Origin of the sequence: Streptomyces canus (genome assembly GCF_001514145.1) — a bacterium.
In the GTDB taxonomy this organism is placed as follows: domain Bacteria; phylum Actinomycetota; class Actinomycetes; order Streptomycetales; family Streptomycetaceae; genus Streptomyces; species Streptomyces canus.
The window spans coordinates 130,649-151,568 of record NZ_KQ948678.1 but is presented as its reverse complement, the minus strand read 5'-3'; the positions used below and the strand labels follow the sequence as shown (position 1 = coordinate 151,568).

The following is a 20,920-nucleotide window of genomic DNA, read 5'->3' as shown; positions in this document are numbered from 1 at the left end:
GAAGTCGTTTCCTTTGGCGATGGTCCTGGTGAGGGCTCGCACCGGTAGGTGTGCGGGTGATCGCCGTTGAGCCGTTGATGTCGGCGAGCGGCCTCATAATGCGCGGCATGAGTGAGCGTTACGAGATCGTCTTGTCCTGCTTCCTGCGCAGCGACACCCCAGAGGCTGAGCTGGCAGCCTGCCGTTGGCATTTGGGCCTGGACTCCGACTGCCCCGAGGGCCTTGACGAGGAGGAGCATCCTTGGCCTCTGTTCCTTACGTATCCCAGCAGTGAGCTGCCGGGAGGAGACATGGCGACCATGCGGAGATCGGAGAGGGTGGACGGACTCGGCCGTCCGATGTGGGAAGTCTTCGCCCGCAACTACTCGATCGACGACAATCTGCCGCTGCTTGATGCCGTGCTGACACTGGTGGCTCCGCACATCGCGGTCCCGGGGTACGGGGGCTATCTGCGGCACGAGTACGACACGGAGCCGACCGTGTTCGTGTTCCGGGATGCGGACTACGCCCAGGTGTCGCTTGGGCAGGTCAGCTGATCGGGGGCCAGGGACGTGCGGTGTTGGGTGAGCCGACGGCAACCGATGAGGGCCGCGGCGATGGCGACGAAGGCGAGGAAGTGTTCGGCCTTGAGTTCGTAGCGTCGGTGGAGGCGTCGGCAGCCGGCCAGCCAGGACACGGTTCTCTCGACCACCCAGCGGTGTCGGCCCAGCCGCTGTGGGGACTCGATGCCCTTGCGGGCGATGCGAGGACGGATGCCCCGCCGGCGCAGCCATCGCCGCAGGTGGTCGTAGTCGTACCCCTTGTCGGCGTGCAATTTCGCCGGCTTCCGGCGCCGGGGCCCGCGGCGGGATCGGATGAGTGGGATGCCGCGCACGAGCGGCTCCAGGCCCAGGCTGTCGTGCATGTTCGCACCGGAGATGCCCAGGGACAGCGGCAGCCCATTGCGGTCGCAGATCAGATGGATTTTCGATCCCAGTTTGCCGCGGTCGGTCGGATTCGGTCCCGTCAGTGGCCCCCTTTTGCGGCCCGCAGACTGACCGAGTCGATCGCGCACCGGGACCAGTCCAGCTCGCCCCGCGCTCCGATTTCGTCGAGGATCACGCGGTAGAGCCTGGCCCAGACGCGGTCCCGGCTCCACTGGGTGAACCGGCGGTAGACCGTGGGCCAGGCCGGGCCGAACACCGGCGGCAGTTGCCGCCAGGTGCAGCCCGATGTCGCCACGAAGATGATCGCCGCCAGGGCTTCGCGGTCACCCGCTCGACGCCGACCACCGCCCTGCGGACGTATCACCACCGTCGGCGGCACCACCCGCCGGAACAGCACCCACAACTCGTCCGGGACCAGCCGCTCAACCAGATCCGCCATGCACCGATCAACGAACGATCACACCAAAGGAAACGACCTCTTAAGCGTCTCGCCATGGACATCTTCGAGTTCCGGTGGTGTCCCTGTGGACACATTTTGCTGCCACCGGCCGGACGCGACAACGACGCTGATCGCCCAAGCCCCGAGCAAGACACCGATGAGACCCGTCAATGCACCAGCTGGGACACCGCATCGGCCTCCGCCAAGACCCTTGACGGCCCCACACGAGTACACCCAGTGCCCGACGCGGAACAGCGGCGCGGGAGCGGTCAGCCGGTTCGCCACCAGTACCTCGATCACCCGGCCGTACGTCAGGTCCGCCCGCGAATCCGGTGGCCGGAGCCCGTCGACGATCCCCGCGACCTCCAGCGCGGCGGGCGAGAATCTGCTTGAGCTGCTGGGCCTGGTAGTCGTCGAGCCGGTCGGGGCGGCGGGTGATCCAGCTGGTCATTAGGAGGGGAACCTCAGGCAGTGCGGGCATCCAGTTGCAGCACACTCATGTCCACGGCCCTCGTGCTTGGTTCCACCCATTTTGAGTTGCACGATACAACCTTGACAGTTGCTTCGCACAACTCCATGATGACGTCATGGCAGCACGGAGCAAGCCCGTTGATGTGATCCACGAGGCGATCATTCTGTTCTCCCGAAACTCCAGGGTGCGGGCGAACAACATGTACGACGACCTGCCCTTCGTCGCGTACACGATGCTGTCGTATGTGGGCACCTTCCCTCTGCCCACCGCCTCCGACCTGGCGGAGCGGTACGGGCTGGAGAAGTCCACCGTCAGCCGTCAGCTGTCCCAGCTGGAGGAGGACGGTCTGCTGCGCCGGGTGGCCCATCCGTCGCGCCCCAGGACCAAGTTGCTGGAACTCACCGACACCGGCCGGGCCCGCCTGGCGCGCGTCAGACAGCACCAGCGCAAGGAACTCCAGGAACGGCTCGACCACTGGCCGGACGAGGACGTCGAGACGTTCAGCCGCCTGCTCCACCGGTTCGTCACGGAACTCGACTGACAGTCGCCCGGTCCCCGTCCGGACATCATGTGGGGCGCTGGACCGGTGCAGCCGCTCGTACTCCACAGCCCGATGCACGCAGGGGGCGCGGTTTCGCATGCCCTCTCAGCAGCAAGGAGTGATCTCGTGACCGTCTCGTCCGTCTCCGCGATCGAGGAAGAGGAACGGCGCATCGACGCCGCGCTTGATCTGGAGAATCACAACCGGGACAGCGTGTACAACGTTCCGGGATACCGGCCCGTGCGCCGGGAACTGGCCCACGTTCCGGTCCGGGTGAGCGGTGAGCTGCCCGCCGACCTGGACGGCGCGTACCTGCGCAACGGCACCAACTCCCAGTTCGACAAGGGCCATATCCGGCTCCATGCCTTCTCGGGCGCCGGGATGCTCCACCAGATCCAGATCTCGTCGGGGAGTGCCACGTACTCGAACTCCTACGTCCGCACCCCGCGGTTCGAGGCCGAGCGTGCGGCCGGCCGGGAGTCGTACCCGGAGTTCTCCGACCTGGTCTCCGGCAGGCCGGGCGCGGACCGGATCGCCCTGACGGAGGAGAAGATCCGCCAAGGTCTGATCCCCGCCCTCGGCCCCCTCGAACGGACCCCGGGCTCGACGTCGATCCGGTACCACCACGGGCGCCTGTACTGCCTTCAGGAAACGGGTTACGCGTTCGTCCTCGACACGCGCGTCGAGAACGGCCGTCTGATCGTGGACGGCCGCGGCCGGCTGGAGACGTGGGCGGGGGAGTGGGAAGGCCCGTTCTCCGCGCACCCGCGCATCAACCCGGACAACGGCGACGTGTACAACCTCAGCGTCGAGCCGTCCGGACAGATCATCGCCGGGCTGCTCCACAAGGGAGAACTCGCCGCACAGCAGGTCGTGCACCGGCAGACGCCGGACACGGGCGAGATGGGCTGGCTGCACGACTTCTTCCTGACCGAGAACCACCTCGTGTTCCCCGACATCTCCGTCCGCCGGGATCCCGGCGGTCTGCTCGGCCCGGAAGGCAGCGTCTTCCGCCACGATGCCGGCCACCGGCTGCGGTGGGGCGTTCTCCCCCGTGACTTCGGACCGGACACCGAGGTGCGCTGGTTCACCACCGGCCAGGCCGGCACCGTCTGGCACGTCATCAACGCCTGGGAGCGCCAAGGCCCGCGCGGCTCGCGGGAGATCGTGCTCTACTCCCCCGTCTTCCCGTCCTATCCGTCGAGCGTTCCGATCCACACCCCCGAGGAACCGCCCGCCCAGGTCAGGACCTGGGTGCTGGACCTGGACACCGGGGAGGTCACCGACGACCGGCTGCTGATCGACCACGGCTACGAGCGGCCCAGCCTCAATCTGAGCCACGTCGGAAGGACCAGCCGCTACTGCTACCTGCTCGACGAGCACGGTGACGGCTATATGGGCAAGGGGGTCCTCAAGTACGACCTCGTCGAGGAGAAGGAACTCGGCTACCTCGACTACGGCGACATGTACGGCGGTGAGGCCCTGTTCGTTCCCAGGCCCACGGCGAGCAGCGAGGACGACGGCTACCTCCTCGACCTGCTGATGGACGACCACCGCGCCGAACTCGTCGTCATCGACGCCAGGACCATGACCGAACTGGCCCGGCTGCATCTGCCGCAGCGGGTGCCGTTCGGTGTCCACGCCACCTGGCTGGACAGTGCGGAGATCACCGCCCTCGCCCCGTAGCCGGCGAGCACAAGCCATCGCCGACGACCACCCCACCAGGATGAGATGAACGGAGACCCGCATGCCACTCGGCACGCACATCCACCGGTTCAGCCCATGCCAAGGCACGGGAGGGCCGGCGTGGACGTCGGACCGGTGGTGAGCGCCGTGCGGCTGTACGCCGAGGACCTTCGCCCCGGAGTCGTGTTCGACCTGGGCAGCGCCAGGGTCTCCAAGGAGGAGATCCTCGACTTCGGCCGGCGCTTCGACCCGTTGCCGCTGCACACGGACGAGGCCGCGGCGGCCGCAAGCCGTTTCGGGGGCCTCATCGCCAGCGGTTTCCACACCGTGGCGGTCCTGCAACGCCTCCTGGTGGACGCGGTCTTCTCCCGCGCCGCCGTCATCGCCGGCCGGGAGATCACATCCCTGCGCATGCTGGCGCCGGTCCGCCCCCGGGACGTGCTGCACGGCTCGATGGAGATTGTGGAGGTACGCCCCCGCGACGACGGCACCGCCGTCGTCCGCAGCCGGGGCGCCCTCACCAACGACTCCGGCACCCTCGTCCTGGAACTCCAGGGAGAAACGCTCTGGGAACACCGCCCACCGGGCGGGAGAGGCGGCACGGTTTGACACCCAGGAACCCCCGCCGGCCGCTCGCGACCGTACCGAGTGCCGCCGAAGGCCCCGGCCACCCGAGAAGACACTGAACGGAGACGGACATGCACGTCGGCGTGCACATCAACCGGTTCGACCACCCCGAGGGCGGTCGTGCCCTGGCGGCAGAGCTGGCCGCCGCGGGAGCAGCGGCGGAGGCTGCCGGCGTCAACCGGCTGTCGGTGATGGACCACTACTTCCAGATGGAGTTCAACGGCGGCGCCGAGGCACCCATGCTGGAGGCCTACACGGCCCTCGCCTATCTGGCCGCCCACACCTCCACCGTGCGACTGGGCGCCCTGGTCACCGGGGTGACGTACCGCCACCCGGGGCTGCTCGCCAAGGTCGCCACCACGCTCGACGTGCTCTCCGGCGGCCGCGCCACCCTCGGTATCGGAGCCGCCTGGTACGACCGTGAGCACCACGGCCTGGGCGTGCCCTACCCGCCGCTCGCCGAGCGGTTCGAACGGCTGGAGGAAACCCTGCGGATCTGCCTGCAGATGTGGGACCCGGACGCCAACGGGCCCTTCGAGGGCCGCCACTACCAGCTCGCCGAAACCCTGTGCGTCCCGCCGCCGGTGAGCTCTCCGCACCCGGAGATCATGATCGGCGGCGGTGGGGAGAAAAAGACGCTGCGGCTCGTCGCCCGGTACGGCGACGCCTGCAACCTGTTCGCCACCTCGCCCGAGTACGTCGCGCACAAGCTCGACGTACTGCGCGGCCACTGCGACGAGGCAGACCGCGACTACGACACCGTCCGCCGGACGATCACGTACTCCGGAGCGGCCGCCACCGAGGAGGACATGGACGGCTTCACCCACGACATCGAGCCGTACGCCGAGCTTGGCATCGACACGGTCATCATCTCGCCGCATCTGGGCGCCACCTCGCGCTGGATGGAGACCTTCGCAGCCCCGGCCGTACGGCGACTGACCGAACTAGGCTGAAGCGGCCCGAGAATCGGCCGTCCTCTCCCTCTCGGACGGCCGGTCCAAGGCCGGGAGCGCGCCCCGGTAGAGCCTCTTGCCGCGCCAGTCCGAGCGCGTCGGTCAGATCGACCGGGACACCACACCTGTCAGCGCACTGGCCACTGTCGGACGAGTCACCGGCGGACAAGCCGGCCAAGGATGCCGCTGAGGTCGAGGGACGGGCCGACGCACTCCTGCGGCAGGTCCGCATTCACATTGAATCTGCAGAATCCGCGACTTGATGAGCACTGGCACCTGCGGAAACGGTTGACTACGCCGACCGGCCGACCGTGCAGAAGCCGTGAACCATCGGCCTGTCCCGTCTGTGACAACGACGCGAACAGCGGGCGGTGCGAAGCCGGCCGGATCCGGTGAGGACACGCGCACGTGAGCCTACCCCTGAAGACCTGAGCGCCAAGGTGACGGACTGCTCGTCACCCCACGCCTCGCCCTCGACATCTCCAAAGCGATCGTGGGGGATCGACTTCACTGACCAGTCGGGTCATGCCATCGGATGTCGAGCCGGTCGCGCAGGATGTCGTGGTCGTCGCCTGTACGAAGGCTGGACGCTGGAGTGGGCTGGGCGTCAGTGGCGAATGCCGGCGGCCACCAGGTCCGCGACGACGGCCTGGGGGTCGGAGCCGGTGACCAGGGCCTCGCCCACGAGGACCGCGTCCGCGCCGTGGTCGGCGTAGGCGATGAGGTCCCGCGGGCCGCGTACCGCGGAGGCCGCGACCTTCACGATGTGATCCGGGATCGCGGGGACGACTCGGGCGAAGGTGTCCCGGTCAACCTGAAGGGTCTTCAGGTCGCGGGCGTTGACTCCGATGACGCGGGCACCGGCGTCGACGGCGCGGGCTGCCTCCTGCTGGTCGTGTACCTCGACGAGCGGGGTCAGTCCGACGGCGTGGGCCTGCTCGATCAGCGCGACCAGGGTGGGTTGGTCCAGCGAGGCCACGATCAACAGGGCCAGGTCGGCGCCGTGGGCGCGGGCCTCCCACAGCTGGTAGGCGGTGACGATGAAGTCCTTGCGCAGCAGTGGTGTGTCTACGGCGGCGCGGACGGCCGCAAGGTCGGACAGGGAGCCTTTGAAGCGACGCTGTTCGGTCAGGACCGAGATCGCTGCTGCGCCGCCGGCCGCGTACTGGGAGGCCAGCGCGGCCGGGTCGGCGATCGCGGCGAGCGCGCCCTTGGCCGGGCTGGACCGCTTGACCTCGCAGATCACGCGGACGCCGTCGCCGCGCAGGGCGGCCACGCCATCCTTCGCCTGAGGCACGAGCGCGGCGAGTTCCTTGAGCTCGTCGAGGGGCACCTTGCCCATGCGCTCTTGAAGATCCTCGCGGACCCCGGCGACGATCTCGGCGAGTACATTCACGGTTCAACCTCTCCTGCGCATGCCGCCGACGAGGCGGTGGGAAAGTCGATCTGTGCGGTACGAGGCGCATGCTACCGGCGGCTGCAATTGCGCTCGCCACGCGTCTCGCGTACGCGATCCCTTCGTCAGCCGACTCACTGAGGACCCGTCATGCCCGCCTGAGAAGCCGGGGCAGTTCGGCACGTCGGGGCGGGACATCTTCTCCTTGTCGGTGATGAAGGGGGCCTGGCCGATGCGAGTGGTGGCGGCGGCTTGCTGGAGGGGTCGGGTCAGGCCCGCGAAGCCGCGGCCCGGCAGCGACGGGCGCTCGCCGCGCAGAAACCCCTTGAGGTCCATACCGGCGCAGAAGTTACCGTCGGCGCCGGTGATGACTCCGACGGCGAGGTCGTCGAGGGCGTCGAGTTCGTCGAGTTCGTCGAGCGCCTCGGAGCAAGCCACCGAGACGGCCATGGTGACGGTATTGCGGGCCTCAGGGCGGTTGATGACGATCGTCATGATCCGATCGGTGATGTCGACGAGCACCTCTCTCATGCCGGAGACAGTAGGGAGGCCCCGCGCTTCCGCCGCCGGTCCGTTCCACCATCCGGCACCGGGTTCTCCCAGCCCGATCCGCCGACCGATTTCGAGCGTGGTTCCGGGCGCCGATTCGGCGGGCGGCTGGAGAGCCGGCGTCCCTCATGCGCCGCCCGGACGCAGCCCGCAGCCGCCCGGTGATCCGGGCCCCGGCCGGTATCTGCTCGATCAGCTCGGTGAACGACCCGGTGTCCCGGCTCGCAGACATCTGTCTATGCGTGGTCGGCGTCACTCGCGAATCCGGCCAGCACGAGCGCGATCGCGGTGTCCACCTCGGCCGTGAACATCCCGTGCGGCGCAGCCTCTTGGGGCAGCCATCGCATGACTGCGCCCTGGAAGACGTCGTAGAGCACGTCCACGGCCAGGGCGGGATCGGCAGAGGGTGTCGGTGTGTTGCCCGGCCGCTCCTGCAGGCAGTCACGCAGCCAATCACGCAGTTCCGCTGAGAGCTGCGAGCGGTGGGGTGATACGCCATATCCGCGCAGCAGTCCGGTTGTCATCTGCCGGGTCTCGTCCCAGTTCAGCTCCGCCGTGAGGGCCAGCTCATGGAAATAGGCCCGGACCCGGTCGGCGGCAGAGGTGATGCGGTCGACGTCGCGCACCAGGGCGAAGGCCGATTCCCCGCCTCGCACTGCCCACTCAGTGGCGATGTCGGATTTCGCAGGGAAGTGATTGAACGCGGTCCGCCGTGACACCCCGGCTTCTGCCGCGATCTCGTCCATTGTGGCGGCGTCGTAGCCGCGCGCAGCGAACACCTTGATCGCTGCCGTATAGACGCGCTCCCGGTTGGCCTGGGCATTGCGCGTCCTCCCGTCCTGCTTCTCGCCCTCCGTCTGCCTCATCTGGACATTGTTGCACTCCCGTGCAACCATCAAGGTAGTTGCACTTGAGTGCAGCTTGATTCGAGGGAGAACGCATCATGGGCAAGGTCAACGGCTGGGTGGACATCCACGCGCATTTCACCCCACCGACCACGGCGGAGGAGCGTGAGACCCAATGGCGACAGCTGAGGGATGCACACCTCCTGGCGCCCGAGCCCTACCACTGGCGACCCGAGACGATGCTCGCCACGATGGATCGCCTGGGCATCGCCGTGCAGATGCTCAGCCCGGTACCCGTCGATTCCCCACTGCCACAGCTGCGCGCCTGGAACGACTACGGCGCCCAGCTAGTCGCCGACCACCCCGGCCGCTTCGGCCTGCTCGCCGGCCTGCCCACCGACGACCCGGACGCGGCTCTGGCCGAGATCGCGCGCGGCGACACGGAAACACACCCCGACGGCTACCTGCTGACCACCCGTCGGTCAGGTGTCCCGCTCGGAGACCCGCGTCTGGCGCCGGTGTGGGAGGAGCTCGACCGGCGCTCGGCCGCCCTGTTCATCCATCCGAGCGCCGTGGCGCCTCCGTTCCGGCAAACCTCTGTCCTGGTCGAATTGCCCTTCGAGACCACCCGGACCGTCGTGGACCTCCTCTACACCGGATTCTTCCGCCGGTACCCCCGCCTCACGGTCGTCCTCGCCCACTGCGGCGGCGCCCTGCCCGCGCTCTCCGGTCGCCTCGGACTGCTTGGTGCGGAGGAGTACGTATTCAACCCACTGGGCCTGACCGCCGATGACATCCGCACCGACCTGGCGAAGCTCTACCTCGACACCGCCGCGTCCGGCACAGACGCCAACCTCGCCGCAGCAGTCACGATGGTGCCCCGCGACCACCTCGTCTACGGCGCCGACGCCGGAGTCCCCTGCTCGAACCAGAACAACATGAAACGCAACATCGACGCGCTCCAGAACTCCCACGTCCTCACGCCGCGAGAAGTCGATGCACTCGGCCACCGCGCCTTCGACCTCTTCCCCGCAGCCGCGCAGCGCCACCGCTGACAGGCGATCTACGCCGCAGACTGCCGCCCACGACCAGCACGAACACCCCGGAGCAGAGTCACGCCAGCACCCTGACCAGCCACTTCAAGTTGGCGGAGGCTCCACATGTACACAGCGTGGTCAACGCACGCGAACGACCAGGGAAGTTTCCAAGGCAGGAGCCAGCGACTGTCGTTGCTGCGTAGGCACATGGTGCACCAGCGTGCCTGTGAGCGGTGGAACCACGCTCCCTTGTGCCACTGCTGGACCGCCACACCGTCAGACGTCCTCCAGGGCTTCCCCGCTGGTGTCCTCGATGATGCGGAGCGCGTCGTGGGCCGTCGCCGTGTCGGAGTGAACGACGAACCGGGCCAGGCCCGCCTGCACGGAGATCACCGACATGTGACTTGCCTAGCTAGCCCGTCGGGAGGCTCGCCGTGGCCAAGACGCTTCCGTCCGGGGCCATCAGGCGGGCGCCGGCCAGTGTCGTCGGGTCGGTCGCGGCCGGTGTGCCCCAGTATCCGTAGCCGTCCTTGAGTGGGAAGGAACCCACCGGGACCGTCGATCCGTCGGCGTGTACGAGCAGACAGCGCACCGGGCCCCTCCCGTTCCCGTCCAGATCGACGGACATGTACACCCAGCCCTCGTCACCGGCCTGGGCGTAGATGCGGCCCACCACGTGGCCGTCGGAGACCAGGGCCGCCGCCCGTAGGCCGCCGTCCGTCCGCTGTGAGACCGGCGGTGGCGCGGCCTCGACCACCGTGCCGATCGCCCATCCGCCGAAACCGCAGGCCAGGGCCGCGGCGGCCGCCGCCAGCCCTAGCCGGTGCCTGCGCCGCTTCGGCGCGGGCGCGGCGCCCAGGGCCCGTACGACCCGGCTCTCGAAACCGACCGGCGGCTCGGCGCCCGGTAGCAGCGCGAGCAGACCGTCGCCGACCACCGTCAGCCGCTTAACGTGCTCCCGGCAGTTCGGGCAGCGGTCCAGGTGGGCGACCGCCTCGGCGCGCTCGCGGGCAGGCAGGACCCCGAGCGCCAACTCGGCGTCCAGCTCCCGCAGCCGCTCGCACTCCATGCCGCTCACCGCTTCTCCGCCGCTTCGAGGAGGGCTCGTACCTTGAGCGTCCCGGTCCGGATCCGGGTCTTCGCCGTTCCCAGCGGAACGTCCTCCGCGTCCGCGACCTCCCGCGCCGTCATCCCGTAGATCCCGGCCATCACCAAGGCCCGCGCCTGCTCCAGGGGCAGCTCCGCCACCGCTCGCCGGACCCGCTCTGCGCTGTCGTCGGCGAGCGCCTGCCGCTCGGGCGTCTCGGTCACGATGCCGAGCAGCGCGTCCAGGTCCTCCGGGTCGACCGGGCTCGCCCGCCGGGCCCGTACCGCGTCGATCGCGAGGTTGTGCGCGATCGCCATCAGCCAAGACCGCACAGAGCCGCGACGAGGGTCGTACACCTGTGCGTGCCGCCAGGCCCGCTCGAAGGTCTGCTGGGCGACGTCCTCGGCGAGTTGGGGGTCGCCCAGGACGGCGAGAGCGACGCCGAAGACCGTGCGCTGGTAACGGCGCACAAACGCGACGGCGAGTTCCGGATCGCCCGTCGTCAGACCGGTGAGCAGTGCCTCGTCGGGGACCCGCCCGAGAAAGAGGCCCATACGCCACATACCAGGGATACGTTCCGACGCCCGGAAAGGATTGCCATACGTCCATTCTCCACCCGCGCGATCCAGCGGGCCGCAATCCTTCGGCCCGGCAGCGTCGTACCTCTTGCAGGGGGGACAACCCGGAGGACCGACTCATGACCACCTCGCACATCCACCGCCGCATTGTCCTCGGCGTGGCCGCCGGCGGCCTGACCGCCCTGCTCGCAGCCTGTGGAGGCGGTGGCAACGGCAGCAGCAACAGCAACGACAACAGCGCCAGCGCCAGCGCCAGCCACGGCGCCCAGGTCACGGCAGAGCTGTCCGACTTCCACATCAAGCTCTCGACGGAGAAGTTCCAGCCCGGCCAGTACACCTTCACCGCTAAGAACACGGGCTCACACGTACACGCCCTGGAGATCGAGGGCAACGGCGGCGAGAACCGCAGCAAGACGGTGGATCCGGGTCAGTCCACGACCCTCACGGTGACGCTGAAGTCTGGCTCGTACGAGGTCTACTGCCCGGTCGACGGACACAAGGACCTCGGTATGAAGACGGAGATCAGCGTCGGCGGGTCCCCGGCACCGTCCGACAAAAACACCTCTTCGGGCAGTGCCTACTAACAGAGCGGCCGCGAGGCTGATCCTGCGCCTGGCCGGCGCCGGGCTGTCGGCGGCGATGGCCGCGATCCATCTGAGCCTGTGGGCCGAGGGCTACCGGGACCTCGCCACCATCGGACTGCTCTTCCTGCTCAACGGCGTCGTCGGCATCCTGCACCGACTCCGCTGCCCCCCAGAAATATCGGGAGGACCGCGTATATGCGCTTGGCCCGCCCGGCCCACGAGACCAACACTGAAATCACAACGTGACACCGGCAGCTGGTAGTTCACGGCAAGTGGTCACACGCACGACGGGAGCGCCGATGGACGCCGCAGAGCGCCTCGCCCAGAAGATCGAAACGCTGAGCAAGATGTTCACGGATGCCGAGCCCGCGTCCTTGCGTGCCGGCTATCTCGCCGATCCTTCGGCCGGGCATCCGGTGCTGCAGGGATCCACCGCGATGGCTCTCGTGCCCCGCTGGAACGAGCACCCCAGCGGGCGCTGTCACGTTGTTGGGTGTGTGGGTGTCTGACGGTGTGCCGGGGCGTGGTCGTGTCGGGTTCCGGCTGTGTGCTCGCGGCGCGGTGGGCTGTCCGGCGGTGCCGGTGATCTGGTCCCGGATCGCGAAGCGGATGCTCATCTCGGCTCGGTGGGTGGCAGCGGTCATCAGGTGGCGGCTGGGTCGGAAGTGGGGTGAGATGCCGCTGAACGCGGACAGAAACCGCTGTGCTCCGCCCACGGAGCGGAAGCCTTTCATCGCGCGTTCGCGTTGCCTGGTGGGCTGGTGGCTGTTCTCGGCCCGGTTGTTCAGGTACTTCGACGCCGTGACGGCCTGCGCAACCTCCACCGCAACGCCTCGCGCAACCTCCACCGCAACACCCAGCGCAACCCGGGCCATGAAGGGCAGAGCGGCGGGCGGGTAACCGTATCGGCCGGGACCCTACTCGGTCGGGTGAAGACGCCGGCGGCGGAGAACTTCTGCGGGCTGCGGCGCGTAGTGCCAGGCATGAGGGAGATCTTGGACGCGCACGTGGCGGAGCCGGGCCTGGCTGTGGTGGAGGTCGCCGCAGCTGATGACGAGACCACGCTCGCGGTCCAGGAACTGCTCGCCGCGCGGTGCGCGATCGCACCGGCGGACCGTACAACCCGGCAGCCCGGCGAGCCCGGCGTACGGCTGCGCTGCTTCCTGGACCTACGCCAGGAACCCGACTCGTAACCCCGTGGGTGGCCGCGTCCCGCTGACCAGCCATGGTCGGGCTCATGGTCGGGCCGGCGGTCGGGTGTGCACGCGCCGCTCGGTTTGCGGACCGACAGGCCGGGTGGAAGGCATGGGGCTGTGACGTGGACACTGCCGAAACCGATGCTCGCCACCCCCGTGTCCGACCCGGCCCTGCCACCCATGTGTGCGGGAGAGCCCAAGTGGGACGGTTCTCCAGACACTTGAAGTTGTCTCATCCGAGTGACATCGAGGCATCTCCCAGCACACCTCCGACCGGCACCGAAAGACTGCACGTTGCCAGAGTGGTGACGCATGCCTGTGGGGTCACGTGCAGCTGTTCTTCACCGACCAGCGGAAGGTCTGGAAGGTCGGCCAGGTCGCTGGATTGAGTCAGGCAGAGCTGTCAGCTCTGTTCGCCCGGCGTCTGGTGCCTGAGGAGGTGGTCGGTGACGCCGCCTGGGACCGGGACTGGGCCGCCATCGAGTCTCCTCGATCGTCTGCCAGTAGTGCGTCGCCGAGGGGGGGACATTCGCGTCGAACACGGCCTGCTCAAACGCACGCACCTATCGATCCGGTTCGGAAAACTCAACCACTGCACCCTGGACGAGAATAATCCCGTCGGCGCGAAGTGCCTCGAAGATGCCATCGTGCCCCCAGGACACCGAGGGCCACTTAGCGACCGCTGCCAGCCCGCACGCTGCAGCAACAGCATCATCGCCCCAGAGCACCTGCCTATCTGGCAGGCCGAGCACGCCTCCCTGACCAAACTGCGGAACCTCCCCACACTCCCGGCGAACCGCAGAGCCCTGATCGACCAGCAGGTCCGCGACGTCGAGATCGCGCTCACCAAGGCGGGAGAAGCCTGACCGCCGCAACCCCGCCCGGCCTCTCCGCCACGGCCGAGAAGGCCCTTCGAGAGGCCATGGAACGGCTCTTCACTGGTCGACCCATCCGCACCGACGGCAAGCTCACGAAGCAGAACCTCTGGCGGGAGGCGGGCGTCAGCCGGGCCACGATGAACCGGGCAATCGCAGTGCTCGTCGACTGGGATAAGCACGTCAGCCAGAGCGCAGCAAGCAAACACGACCAGGCCCAGGCCGCGGAGATCGCCCGCCTCCGCCGCCAACTGCGAGACAACCGACACGAGCGACAACGACTCCAACACGAAGTCGACGCCGCCGCCACGGTCATCGCGGCCCTGGTCGCCGAGGCCACGGCCCTCCGCGAGCAACTCGCGAAAAGGTCAGCCGTCGTGGTCCCTCTCGATCGCGGGCACGCAGTGCGAGATGATCACCGGCATCATGCCCACGACTGACGCTCGGGCAAGAGCAAAGCGTCACGGCGGCGGCGTGGTGAGCCTGACGGCCACGGCGTCGAGGACCCAGTCCAGGCCGGTCGCGAAGGATGTCTCTGCGTCCACGTCCGTGCCGTCGTACACGGCCTTGGCCAGTGCCGGGAAGCGGCCCGTGGCCAGCATTCTTGTCACATGCGGGCCGTGGGCGCGCTGCCAGTCGCGCTTGGACAGGCCCGTGGCGCGCTCGGCCCGCAGGTTCGTGACCTCGCGCCTGATCGCCCCGGTGAAGTAGGCGCTGACCGTCTCCACGGCTCGCATGACGGTGTCGATGTCGGTGAGGCCGTCGAGGGCGGCCAGCGTGGCCTCGGTCACGGCGAGGCCGTTCGGGCCCAGGGCCGGGCGGCGGCCGAGCAGGTCGGCCAGCCATTCGTGACGGAGAGCTGCCTGCCTGGTGCGGTGGGCGAGGACACGCAGCGCCTCCCGCCAGTCACCGGGCTGCTCCTCGGGGAGGATCTCGGCGTAGACCTCGTCCACCATGAGGTCGAACAGCTCCTCCTTGGTGGAGATGTATCCGTACAGCCGCATCGGGCCGGCGTTCAGCCGGGCGGCGACCTTGCGCAACGACACCGCCTCCAACCCGCCCTCGTCGGCCAGCGCGATGGCGGCGGCGACGATCCGCTCCCGATCGAGCGGCACGGGGCGAGTCGGCGGCTCCGGCCGGTCCCAGACAGTCATGGGCACATCGTACTGTTGCGATGCAGCGTATTGTACAAATACAGTGTATCGACATGAGACAACGCATCGCCGTGGTCGGGAGCGGTCCTGCCGGCCTCACCTTCGCCCGTGTCCTTCACCGCCATGGCTACCCCGTCACCGTCCTCGAACGCGATCCCGCCCCCGATGCCCGACCCCCGGGCGGCACGCTGGACCTGCACGAAGGGCTGGGCCAGCTCGCGCTGGACAAGGCGGGGCTGCTGGCGGAGTTCCAGGCGCTGTCCCGTCCCGAGGGGCAGGCCATGCGCATCCTGGACACGGACGGAACCGTCCTGCGCGACTGGCGACCCCGTCCAGATGACCGGGCCAATCCCGAGATCGACCGCGGGCAACTCCGTGACCTGTTGCTCGGCCCTCTCGACGTCCAGTGGGGACGGGGCGTGACTCACGTGGTGCCGGGGACCCGGGACGGCGTACTGGTCCATTTCGCGGACGGGCGACAGCAAACGTTCGACCTCGTGGTCGGCGCGGACGGTGCCTGGTCCCGGATCCGCCCAGCAGTCTCGTCGGTGACGCCGCACTACACCGGCATCACCTCAGTCGAGACCTCCCTCGACGACGTCGACACCCGCCAGCCCGACCTCGCCCGGTTGATCGGCGACGGTTCCGTGGCCGTGTACGGCGTGAACCGAAAGCTCGTCGCCCAACGCAACAGCGGCGGCCACGTCAAGGTGTACGCCCAGTTCCGCGCTCCGCTGGACTGGCACGCGAACCTGGACCTGGCCGACGCCGAGGCCGCGCGATCGAGCCTGCTGGCTCTGTTCGACGGCTGGGCCGCCCCCGTCCTCGACCTCCTCCACCACGGCAACGCCTTCGTCCACCGCCCCCTCTACGTCCTGCCCGTGTCCCACACCTGGACCCACGTCCCCGGGGTGACGCTACTGGGCGACGCCGCTCACCTGATGCCCCCACTCGGGGCGGGCGCGAACCTCGCGATGCTGGAAGGCGCCGAACTCGCCGAGTCCATCGCCACCGGCCCTGAAGATCTGAACGGGGCCATCCACGCCTTCGAGGAACAAATGTGGGCACGGGCCAGCAGGTGGGCGAAGATCACGACGGCCGGTCTGGAACGCCTCGTGAGCCCGGACCCCGCCGAAGCCCTCGCCCTCTTCGACCAAGTCCAGCCATCCTGACTGCCCAGCGCGAGAGCACCAGCACCAACAGCTCGCCATAGCTTCACTAGGCAGTTCGGCACCGCCGCAGTCCCTTCCGGCAAGACCACCGCTGGACTGTCTCATGAAACACGTCAAAGTCTGTCGAACGAATTCAGGCGTCGCCGAGACGTCCGTGCGCGACATGCGGCCGCACCCGGCCCTTGATCGGTCCGGGCCCGGGTGGACGGGGTACCTGCGGAGTGTGCTCCGGCGCCCCCAACGCCTATCTGTGCTCGACCTGCGGTTCGGGCCGAGAAACCGAACGTGGTGCGCGCTGCGCCCGCTGCGTGTTGCGTGACCGCCGCGCCACCGAATTCCGCAGCAGCCGCGGCGAAGTGCCCGCAGAAGTCCGGCCGCTGCTTGAGGCGTTGGTGCGCGCCCCCAGAGCGCGTTCGATCCTGGTCTGGCTGGACAAGCCGCGCGGTGGAGCCGCATGCCTGCGCCGCCTGGTCGATGACGATCTCCCGCTCACCCACGAAACGCTTGACTCGGCCGGATCCGGACAGGGGCCGGCGTTGCTGCGAGCCACTCTCGTCCACCTCGGCGCCCTTCCGGCACGCAATGAGCCCCTGGCAGGTTTGCAGCCCTGGCTGGAGCGCGCACTCGCGCCGCTACCGGCGCAACACCGCCGCACCCTGCACATCTACGCAGAATGGGCCCTCTTGCGACGGGCCCGACGACGGGCGGCACGAGGGCGCTTCACGCCGGCCAGCGCGGCAGCGGTCCGCAATGCCATTCGCTGCACTGCCGCGTTTCTCACCTGGCTGGACGACCACGACATACCGCTGGCCAGCCTTACTCAAGGCGACATCGACACGTGGCTGTCCGAGCGCCGGGATCGCCGCCATGTCCGGATGTTCCTGCGCTGGGCCCACGAGCGCCGTCTCACCGGGAACCTTGAGATCAGCGACCGCCCCCGCGATGAACCCCACTGCTGGTGGAGCGAATCCGAGCACTGGACACACCTGCGACGCTGCCTGCATAACGAAGCGCTTCCCCTGGATGTGCGGGTGACCGGGGCCCTCATGCTGCTGTACGGAATGCCGATCACACGAATCACTGTCCTCACGCACGCCGACCTCACGGGCGGCAACACGCCCCACCTGCGCATAGGCGAGCATCCCGTGGCACTGCCGCCCGCCGTCCACCAGCTTCTGCAGCGTCAGGCCGACCACACCGAACCGATCTCGGCGGTGGGTCGCATCACGCCGCGTCCGGGCTGGCTTCTCCCCGGCTACGCCGCTGGGACCCACCACTCAGCGCCCGCCCTCGCGCGCAAGATGCGTCTCCACTGCTTGCCCGCCCGCCCCAGCCGGAACACCGCTCTGCTCGCACTGGCCGCAGACCTGCCCGCGTCAGTGCTCAGCGACACCCTCGGCATCAGCATCAGCGCAGCCCTGCAGTGGACCCGCAGAGCAGCCCGCGACTGGAACAGCTACCTAGCGGCTCGTCCTACAGAAGACCGGTACTGAGCGCCGCTTCACGGACCGTTTGCGAAAGTCCCTCAGTGGCGTTCGGGGCCGTGTCCACAGCACGGTGAGGGCGGCGGCCACGGAGACGGTGGCGAGGAGGAAGAAGAGCGGTCCGTAGCCGCCCAGGGGTGCGGCGAGGACGGTGCCGACGAACGGTGCGAGGGCTGCGGCGGCGGTGGCCGGTGCTGCAAGGAGCCCGGAGAGGCGTCCGTAGTGCGTTGCGCCCCAGCGGTCGGTAAGGGCGGTCGCCTGCAGCAGAGTGAGGTTGCCGCGGACCATGCCGGCCACGACCGACACGGCGAGATGAGCAGGGCGTACGGGTCGGGTACGACGGCGAAGGCGGCGGAGGTCAGGCCACCGAGCACGATCAGCATCGTGGTGCGGGCCGTTGCTGCGGTGCGGTGGGCAAGGGCTGCGTACAGGGTGCGGCCGAGGGTCTGAAGAGGCTCAAGGATGCCGGGCTGCTGACCTCCGAGCGGCGCGGCACCTGGGTGTACTACCGGGTCGAGCCGTCGGGGCTGGCGGCGATGGGCCGCCTGCTGGTCCTCGCGCCGGTCGAGGCTGCCTAGAACGGTGAACGCGGCCGGGGTTATCAGACTCCCCCGTCATGGCAGCTGCTACTCCGTTGCCGCGATAGATTGCTGCTGCGCCCAGGCACTGATGGTCTCGCGCTGTTCCGACTGCCATGCCGCGAGACGGAGTTCACCCGCGGCGGTGATGCAGTGAGCCTCGGGGATCCCGAAGGTGTGGACCAGCTGATTCGCCAGGAGCGATGCGGCCTGCACCATGCCGGTTCCGCCGTCCGCCAGGTCGTCGACCAGCGCGGTGACTTCGGCCTGTGCCGCCTCGGCGCAATACGTCCCTGAGGGAAAGAGCGGCACCTGCTCAACGGTCAGGGGGTAAGTCTCCCTGGGTGCGAGTTGTCCGGGTCTGAGTGTGGGCCTGGGCAGGGCGTAGGGGTGGGCGTACATGCCGTCGACGAGGTCGACTTCGACGGTTGCTGTCCCCGTGGCTGCGCACCGGCGTCCCGAGGTAGAAGTAACGCAGTGCTTGGGGCCCTCCGCGCTTGGCTGCTTCCTTGGCTAGTGCCGCGTAGGGCCACGTCATGCTGATGTCTCTGTTCGTGTCGCTCACCGGGTGACACGTGGATGATCGCAGCAACTCGCCCTGGAGGAAGCGCAGTTCGGCAACTCAGTTGTCTCCGCCACAGGCAACGGCTCTCTTCACCTTAGCCTCGCGCTTTCATGAAGCGGGCTGTCCGGCAGACGGTCAGGGAAGTAGAAAGTGCCTCTGACCAGCGAGAATGAGGATTGCTGAGGTCCTTGTTCCCGCCCCTGTCGGAGGCACTTTCCAGGTGAAGCAGCCTATCGGGTCCTATCCCCATGTCCTTGTGCGGGATGACGGCCGGGCCGTGTAGCCGGACGGCATCGGCTGCCCGGCGCACCGCTTTCACCTTCTTCACCAGGACGTCGACCAGCGGGCGGAGAACTGCCCAAGTGACCTCGTGCCGCATCCGCTCCACTCTGCGGACACACGACGGAATCTCACGTTCCAGCAGGGCCTGCGGCTGTCGAAGTTGCCGCACCACAAAACGCTCGACGAGTACGACTTCTCCTTCCAGCCGGACCTCGGGTCCCACATACGTTTCACGGTGTGCCGGAACACGGTCAATGATGCGTCAGTCGTCGGCGAGAGCCGCGTGGACGGAGGAGACGGCGCCGGCACCGTCACCGACCGCGGTGGCCACTCTTTTCGTCGAGCCCGCGCGCAGGTCACCGACCGCGAAGACCCGGGGTGCGCTCGTCTGGAACGGCAGGGCCGTACCGGACCGGCTGTCCGTGAGGACGAAGCCGTGGTGGTCCTTGGCCACGCCGTCCAGCCAGCCCGACACCGGGTCGGCGCCGATGAAGCAGAACAGGGCGCGGCAGGCCAGCCGGTCCCGCCGCCCGTCGGACCTCTCGGCGACGATCGACGCGAGGGTGTCGTCGCCGCCCAGTTCGCGGATGGTGCTGCCGGTGTGGACCTGGATCCGCGCATGCGCCCGGATCCGGTCGGTCAGGTAGGACGACATCCGGGCTCCGAGATCGGTACCGCGGACGATCAGATTCACTGTCGCACCACGGCCGGCGAGGGAAAGGGCCGCCTGCCCGGCCGAGTTGGCGCCGCCGACGACCGTCACCGGCTGGTCCTCATAGCCTCGGACGTCCAGCTCGGTCGCGGCGTACCGGACGCAACCGGACTTCTCGAAGGTCGTCCACTGCGGCAGGTCGAGGTGGCGGTAGTGGGCCCCGGTCGCGGCGATCACCGCGCGACACCGGATGCGTGTGCCGTCCTCCAGCAGGACGGCCGGTCGCCGCTCGTCGGAGAGGTCCAGGCCGGCGACCGCGCAGGGCGAGTGGATCCGTACGCTGAACTTGAGCGCCTGGACCATCGCCATACGGGTCAGGCTTTCGCCGCTGACTCCGTGCGGGAAGCCCAGGTAGTTCTCGATGCGGGCGCTCTTGGCGGCCTGGCCGCCGAGCCCGGCGCGGTCCAGCAGTACGGTGACGAGGCCCTCGGACGCCCCGTACACGGCGGCGGCCAGACCCGCCGGGCCGGCGCCCACCACGACGAGATCGACCGGGCGCCCGTCGGCTCGATAGGTGAGACCGAGCACCTCGGCAACAGCTCTGGGTGTCGCGCGCCTCAGCAGCGAACCGTTGACCATCGCGGCCGGGAGGTCGTCCTCGCCGAGCCCCGCCCGTCTCATCAGCGAGCGTCCGGGGTGCGAGGCCGCGTCGAGCCAGGAGTTCGGCAGGAGCATCTGCGCCGCATAGGTGCGTAGTTCGAGCGTCTCCGCGGCGTACGGCCGGCCGACGATCTCCAGGGCGTTGCCTGCCGCCCCGCGGATCACCTCGCGCCGTTCCCTGAACGCCTCGATCAGGGTGTCGGCGATGTCGACCTGCTCGGCGAGGGCCCGGCGCAGCATCGCCGACCGGATCCGGACGACCATCCCGGCGATCACCACCCGGGCGGTCAGGTAGACGTGCTGACCGGTCAGCAGGTTGAGCTCGCCGAGGAAGTCTCCGGGGCCGCCCCGGTAGATCAGACGCTCCGGCTCGATCGCCGTCGCATCCCGGACGATGTCCACGGTCGCCGACCGGAGCAGGAAGAAGTCGTAGGTGTCGTCGCCGGACGTGTACAGGTCCCGGCCGGGCTCGGCGTGCTCCACCTCACCGTACTCGGCGAGTTGGCGGAACTGTTCGTCGTCCAGGACCGGCCCGCGCTCTGCCGCACCGTCGTTCACGTGATTCCTCCGTGTAGGGCTGTT

24 protein-coding genes and 5 pseudogenes are annotated in these 20,920 nt (G+C 68.7%); 16 read left to right on the top strand and 13 right to left on the bottom strand.

Going from position 1 to position 20,920, the window contains the following annotated elements:
• The first annotated feature begins 56 nt into the window (after window positions 1-56).
• On the top strand, window positions 57-536 hold the full coding sequence (locus AQJ46_RS45465; protein WP_225887597.1) for a hypothetical protein: 480 nt from the start codon (window positions 57-59) through the stop codon (window positions 534-536).
• Here AQJ46_RS45465 and AQJ46_RS45460 read toward each other — a convergent pair.
• Window positions 503-1,365 (bottom strand): IS5 family transposase gene (locus AQJ46_RS45460; protein WP_208617097.1). Its coding sequence is split into 2 segments (ribosomal slippage): window positions 503-1,015 and window positions 1,018-1,365, totalling 861 coding nucleotides; the frame shifts between segments, so codons are not numbered across the junction. The genes AQJ46_RS45465 and AQJ46_RS45460 overlap by 34 nt on opposite strands.
• Window positions 1,366-1,952: 587 nt before the next feature.
• Here AQJ46_RS45460 and AQJ46_RS45450 point away from each other — a divergent pair.
• The 4 genes from AQJ46_RS45450 to AQJ46_RS45435 all read left to right on the top strand — a co-directional run bounded on the left by AQJ46_RS45450 (window position 1,953) and on the right by AQJ46_RS45435 (window position 5,644).
• Window positions 1,953-2,378, top strand: a complete 426-nt coding sequence (locus AQJ46_RS45450; protein WP_059211229.1) for a MarR family winged helix-turn-helix transcriptional regulator — start codon at window positions 1,953-1,955, stop codon at window positions 2,376-2,378.
• A gap of 126 nt (window positions 2,379-2,504) precedes the next feature.
• Window positions 2,505-4,064, top strand: a complete 1,560-nt coding sequence (locus tag AQJ46_RS45445; protein ID WP_059211228.1) for a carotenoid oxygenase family protein — start codon at window positions 2,505-2,507, stop codon at window positions 4,062-4,064.
• A 120-nt stretch (window positions 4,065-4,184) separates the two neighbouring features.
• The gene (locus AQJ46_RS45440; RefSeq protein ID WP_208617096.1) at window positions 4,185-4,673 is read left to right on the top strand and encodes a MaoC/PaaZ C-terminal domain-containing protein; all 489 of its coding nucleotides are present in this window, start codon (window positions 4,185-4,187) and stop codon (window positions 4,671-4,673) included.
• A gap of 89 nt (window positions 4,674-4,762) precedes the next feature.
• Window positions 4,763-5,644, top strand: coding sequence for an LLM class F420-dependent oxidoreductase (locus tag AQJ46_RS45435; RefSeq protein WP_059211227.1), 882 nt, complete (start codon window positions 4,763-4,765; stop codon window positions 5,642-5,644).
• 607 nt (window positions 5,645-6,251) lie between these two features.
• Here the strand turns inward: AQJ46_RS45435 and trpC are convergent.
• From trpC to AQJ46_RS45420, 3 genes are all read right to left on the bottom strand, one after another.
• Window positions 6,252-7,040: an indole-3-glycerol phosphate synthase TrpC gene (trpC, locus tag AQJ46_RS45430; protein ID WP_059211226.1), complete on the bottom strand. Its 789-nt coding sequence runs from the start codon at window positions 7,038-7,040 to the stop codon at window positions 6,252-6,254.
• 3 nt (window positions 7,041-7,043) lie between these two features.
• Window positions 7,044-7,571 (bottom strand): enoyl-CoA hydratase-related protein, encoded by a 528-nt coding sequence (locus AQJ46_RS54890; protein ID WP_107117462.1) that lies wholly within the window; start codon window positions 7,569-7,571, stop codon window positions 7,044-7,046.
• Between the two features lie 254 nt (window positions 7,572-7,825).
• Window positions 7,826-8,455, bottom strand: coding sequence for a TetR/AcrR family transcriptional regulator (locus AQJ46_RS45420; protein ID WP_059211224.1), 630 nt, complete (start codon window positions 8,453-8,455; stop codon window positions 7,826-7,828).
• A gap of 77 nt (window positions 8,456-8,532) precedes the next feature.
• Between AQJ46_RS45420 and AQJ46_RS45415 the strand changes: the two genes are divergently transcribed.
• Window positions 8,533-9,489 (top strand): amidohydrolase family protein, encoded by a 957-nt coding sequence (locus tag AQJ46_RS45415; protein WP_059211223.1) that lies wholly within the window; start codon window positions 8,533-8,535, stop codon window positions 9,487-9,489.
• Between the two features lie 8 nt (window positions 9,490-9,497).
• Here the strand turns inward: AQJ46_RS45415 and AQJ46_RS59225 are convergent, their stop codons facing one another.
• From AQJ46_RS59225 to AQJ46_RS45405, 4 genes and pseudogenes are all read right to left on the bottom strand, one after another.
• Window positions 9,498-9,743, bottom strand: coding sequence for a TniQ family protein (locus tag AQJ46_RS59225; protein WP_079072740.1), 246 nt, complete (start codon window positions 9,741-9,743; stop codon window positions 9,498-9,500).
• Window positions 9,744-9,750: 7 nt separating this feature from the next.
• A pseudogene (locus AQJ46_RS57930) lies at window positions 9,751-9,879 on the bottom strand (sensor histidine kinase); the annotation flags it as partial.
• A gap of 4 nt (window positions 9,880-9,883) precedes the next feature.
• On the bottom strand, window positions 9,884-10,540 hold the full coding sequence (locus AQJ46_RS45410) for an anti-sigma factor family protein (protein ID WP_063803936.1): 657 nt from the start codon (window positions 10,538-10,540) through the stop codon (window positions 9,884-9,886).
• Between the two features lie 5 nt (window positions 10,541-10,545).
• Window positions 10,546-11,121 carry an RNA polymerase sigma factor gene (locus tag AQJ46_RS45405; protein WP_059211221.1) on the bottom strand — a complete coding sequence of 192 codons (576 nt, stop codon included), beginning with the start codon at window positions 11,119-11,121 and terminating at the stop codon, window positions 10,546-10,548.
• 134 nt (window positions 11,122-11,255) lie between these two features.
• Here AQJ46_RS45405 and AQJ46_RS45400 point away from each other — a divergent pair, with 134 nt between their 5' ends.
• From AQJ46_RS45400 to AQJ46_RS56395, 3 genes are read left to right on the top strand one after another with little or no spacing between them, the layout of a single operon-like run.
• A complete protein-coding gene (locus AQJ46_RS45400; protein WP_059211220.1) occupies window positions 11,256-11,720 on the top strand; it encodes a cupredoxin domain-containing protein in 465 nt (154 codons plus the stop codon).
• Window positions 11,710-11,982 carry a hypothetical protein gene (locus AQJ46_RS55780; RefSeq protein ID WP_159064183.1) on the top strand — a complete coding sequence of 91 codons (273 nt, stop codon included), beginning with the start codon at window positions 11,710-11,712 and terminating at the stop codon, window positions 11,980-11,982. Before AQJ46_RS45400 ends, AQJ46_RS55780 begins: the two co-directional genes overlap by 11 nt.
• Before the next feature lie 37 nt (window positions 11,983-12,019).
• On the top strand, window positions 12,020-12,229 hold the full coding sequence (locus AQJ46_RS56395; RefSeq protein WP_059211219.1) for a hypothetical protein: 210 nt from the start codon (window positions 12,020-12,022) through the stop codon (window positions 12,227-12,229).
• Window positions 12,230-12,376: 147 nt separating this feature from the next.
• Here the strand turns inward: AQJ46_RS56395 and AQJ46_RS59220 are convergent.
• Window positions 12,377-12,541, bottom strand: a pseudogene (locus tag AQJ46_RS59220) (DDE-type integrase/transposase/recombinase); the annotation flags it as partial.
• Between the two features lie 162 nt (window positions 12,542-12,703).
• Between AQJ46_RS59220 and AQJ46_RS45390 the strand changes: the two are divergent.
• The 3 genes from AQJ46_RS45390 to AQJ46_RS45385 all read left to right on the top strand — a co-directional run bounded on the left by AQJ46_RS45390 (window position 12,704) and on the right by AQJ46_RS45385 (window position 14,231).
• Window positions 12,704-12,913, top strand: a complete 210-nt coding sequence (locus AQJ46_RS45390) for a DUF6207 family protein (protein ID WP_059211218.1) — start codon at window positions 12,704-12,706, stop codon at window positions 12,911-12,913.
• Window positions 12,914-13,563: 650 nt separating this feature from the next.
• Complete coding sequence (locus AQJ46_RS55775) at window positions 13,564-13,782, top strand: hypothetical protein (protein ID WP_159064182.1); 219 nt, start codon at window positions 13,564-13,566, stop codon at window positions 13,780-13,782.
• Between the two features lie 56 nt (window positions 13,783-13,838).
• Window positions 13,839-14,231 carry a hypothetical protein gene (locus AQJ46_RS45385; protein WP_059211217.1) on the top strand — a complete coding sequence of 131 codons (393 nt, stop codon included), beginning with the start codon at window positions 13,839-13,841 and terminating at the stop codon, window positions 14,229-14,231.
• Window positions 14,232-14,252: 21 nt separating this feature from the next.
• Here AQJ46_RS45385 and AQJ46_RS45380 read toward each other — a convergent pair whose 3' ends face one another.
• The gene (locus AQJ46_RS45380; RefSeq protein WP_059211216.1) at window positions 14,253-14,945 is read right to left on the bottom strand and encodes a TetR/AcrR family transcriptional regulator; all 693 of its coding nucleotides are present in this window, start codon (window positions 14,943-14,945) and stop codon (window positions 14,253-14,255) included.
• 53 nt (window positions 14,946-14,998) lie between these two features.
• Here AQJ46_RS45380 and AQJ46_RS45375 point away from each other — a divergent pair, with 53 nt between their 5' ends.
• Together AQJ46_RS45375 and AQJ46_RS55770 are read left to right on the top strand one after the other, a co-directional pair.
• Window positions 14,999-16,117, top strand: coding sequence for an FAD-dependent oxidoreductase (locus AQJ46_RS45375; RefSeq protein ID WP_059211215.1), 1,119 nt, complete (start codon window positions 14,999-15,001; stop codon window positions 16,115-16,117).
• 308 nt (window positions 16,118-16,425) lie between these two features.
• Window positions 16,426-17,610, top strand: a complete 1,185-nt coding sequence (locus tag AQJ46_RS55770) for a hypothetical protein (RefSeq protein WP_159064181.1) — start codon at window positions 16,426-16,428, stop codon at window positions 17,608-17,610.
• On the opposite strand, the pseudogene AQJ46_RS53350 reads toward AQJ46_RS55770, so the two are convergent.
• Window positions 17,578-18,050: pseudogene (locus AQJ46_RS53350) on the bottom strand (MFS transporter); the annotation flags it as partial. The gene AQJ46_RS55770 and the pseudogene AQJ46_RS53350 overlap by 33 nt on opposite strands.
• On the opposite strand from AQJ46_RS53350, the pseudogene AQJ46_RS45365 reads away from it, so the two are divergent.
• Window positions 18,048-18,179, top strand: a pseudogene (locus AQJ46_RS45365) (transcriptional regulator); the annotation flags it as partial. The pseudogenes AQJ46_RS53350 and AQJ46_RS45365 overlap by 3 nt on opposite strands.
• A gap of 48 nt (window positions 18,180-18,227) precedes the next feature.
• On the opposite strand, the gene AQJ46_RS45360 reads toward AQJ46_RS45365, so the two are convergent.
• A complete protein-coding gene (locus tag AQJ46_RS45360) occupies window positions 18,228-18,491 on the bottom strand; it encodes a hypothetical protein (RefSeq protein WP_107117461.1) in 264 nt (87 codons plus the stop codon).
• Window positions 18,492-19,159: 668 nt separating this feature from the next.
• Between AQJ46_RS45360 and AQJ46_RS58880 the strand changes: the two are divergent.
• A pseudogene (locus tag AQJ46_RS58880) lies at window positions 19,160-19,240 on the top strand (ATP-binding protein); the annotation flags it as partial.
• 48 nt (window positions 19,241-19,288) lie between these two features.
• On the opposite strand, the gene AQJ46_RS45355 reads toward AQJ46_RS58880, so the two are convergent.
• Window positions 19,289-20,896 (bottom strand): FAD-dependent oxidoreductase, encoded by a 1,608-nt coding sequence (locus AQJ46_RS45355; protein ID WP_059211212.1) that lies wholly within the window; start codon window positions 20,894-20,896, stop codon window positions 19,289-19,291.
• Window positions 20,897-20,920 lie beyond the last annotated feature (24 nt).

Bases quoted from the DNA above. Each gene is read 5' to 3' on its own strand.
- AQJ46_RS45450 (WP_059211229.1), top strand. From the start codon at position 1,953: ATGGCAGCACGGAGCAAGCCCGTTGATGTGATCCACGAGGCGATCATT.
- AQJ46_RS45435 (WP_059211227.1), top strand. From the start codon at position 4,763: ATGCACGTCGGCGTGCACATCAACCGGTTCGACCACCCCGAGGGCGGT.
- AQJ46_RS54890 (WP_107117462.1), bottom strand. From the start codon at position 7,571: ATGAGAGAGGTGCTCGTCGACATCACCGATCGGATCATGACGATCGTC.
- AQJ46_RS45420 (WP_059211224.1), bottom strand. From the start codon at position 8,455: ATGAGGCAGACGGAGGGCGAGAAGCAGGACGGGAGGACGCGCAATGCC.
- AQJ46_RS45415 (WP_059211223.1), top strand. From the start codon at position 8,533: ATGGGCAAGGTCAACGGCTGGGTGGACATCCACGCGCATTTCACCCCA.
- AQJ46_RS45410 (WP_063803936.1), bottom strand. From the start codon at position 10,540: ATGGAGTGCGAGCGGCTGCGGGAGCTGGACGCCGAGTTGGCGCTCGGG.
- AQJ46_RS45405 (WP_059211221.1), bottom strand. From the start codon at position 11,121: ATGTGGCGTATGGGCCTCTTTCTCGGGCGGGTCCCCGACGAGGCACTG.
- AQJ46_RS45400 (WP_059211220.1), top strand. From the start codon at position 11,256: ATGACCACCTCGCACATCCACCGCCGCATTGTCCTCGGCGTGGCCGCC.
- AQJ46_RS56395 (WP_059211219.1), top strand. From the start codon at position 12,020: ATGGACGCCGCAGAGCGCCTCGCCCAGAAGATCGAAACGCTGAGCAAG.
- AQJ46_RS45390 (WP_059211218.1), top strand. From the start codon at position 12,704: ATGAGGGAGATCTTGGACGCGCACGTGGCGGAGCCGGGCCTGGCTGTG.
- AQJ46_RS45385 (WP_059211217.1), top strand. From the start codon at position 13,839: ATGGAACGGCTCTTCACTGGTCGACCCATCCGCACCGACGGCAAGCTC.
- AQJ46_RS45380 (WP_059211216.1), bottom strand. From the start codon at position 14,945: ATGACTGTCTGGGACCGGCCGGAGCCGCCGACTCGCCCCGTGCCGCTC.
- AQJ46_RS45375 (WP_059211215.1), top strand. From the start codon at position 14,999: ATGAGACAACGCATCGCCGTGGTCGGGAGCGGTCCTGCCGGCCTCACC.